A 996-nucleotide genomic window follows, 5' to 3' on the forward strand; every position below is an offset into this window, starting at 1 on the left:
GGCCCCGCCGACTCGGTCGAGGTCGTCACCGGCGGCACCGCTCCCGCCGACGAGATCCACGAAGTCGTCCGCGAGGCGCTCGCGGAGGTCGGGCTCGACGTCGGGGGTCGGACGCCCCGACACGTCTCGGAGGCGACGCTCGCCGACTCCGACTTCGTCGCGACGATGGGCTGTTCAACGCTCGAGCTGCCCGGCGTTGACACGGACGACTGGGACCTGGACGACCCGGGCGAACTCCCCCTTGAGGAGGTCCGACCGATCCGCGACGAGATCGAACGCCGGGTCGTCGCCCTCTTCGACGAGCGGTTCGGCGAGCGCTGATCGACAGTGCTCCGCGGTGCGTAACGACTGCCGTCATTCGTCTTGGTTAGTTATATACAGGATCGATCGGATATCGAGTACACTGATACGTAGGAGAACGCGATATCGCCGTCGTATCTCTGCCTGATCGCGTCTGCGCGCGTGGGACGGGCGCACCCGAGAAACGCGTACGAGGCCGGCGGCGACGATGCCGCCGGTGTCCGGAATCACGCCGAGCTCTCGGAGCGTTCGAACCGTTCGTTATAAGCGTAGATTCGGCGGCCCAGATCGTCGCTGACAACCGATCGGTATGGATCGCCCCGACAGTCACCGCTCGGGCCGGTCGCCTACGCTCTCCTCGGCGGCGTCGCTGGTGTCGCCCGTATCGCCGGCGGGAACCACGCGCGTCCCCGCGGCTAGATCGCCCAGTCGCCGGTCGCCGTCGGTCGCAAGCGCGACCGCGACCCCGAGTATATAAAAGCCGATCCCGTCCACGGCGCGACAGACCGTCCGGATCGCGGCCGCCCACGGTCCACACGGCGACCCGTCCTCGCCGACGACAGTGAGGCCGAGGAGCCGTTTGCCGGGCGTCGTCGCGACCGTCCCCTCGAAACCGGCGTGGTACCCCAGATACACGAGTGGGACGCCCCACTGACCCGCCGAGGGCGGGCTGCCCCCGAGGAGGGCGACCGCGTC

The 996-nt window shown here is 68.8% G+C and carries 2 protein-coding genes; one reads left to right on the forward strand and one right to left on the reverse strand.

What is annotated here, in order from left to right; translation table 11 throughout:
* Positions 1–321: arsenate-mycothiol transferase ArsC (locus tag ACFQEU_RS16590; RefSeq protein WP_379783939.1), on the forward strand; the 321-nt coding region annotated here is incomplete at its 5' end.
* 306 nt (positions 322–627) lie between these two features.
* On the opposite strand, the gene ACFQEU_RS16595 is transcribed toward ACFQEU_RS16590, so the two are convergent.
* On the reverse strand, positions 628–996 hold a 369-nt coding region (locus ACFQEU_RS16595; protein ID WP_379783941.1), incomplete at its 5' end, for an RDD family protein.

It is taken from the genome of Halorubrum tibetense (assembly GCF_042661865.1).
In the GTDB taxonomy this organism is placed as follows: Archaea; Halobacteriota; Halobacteria; order Halobacteriales; family Haloferacaceae; genus Halorubrum; species Halorubrum tibetense.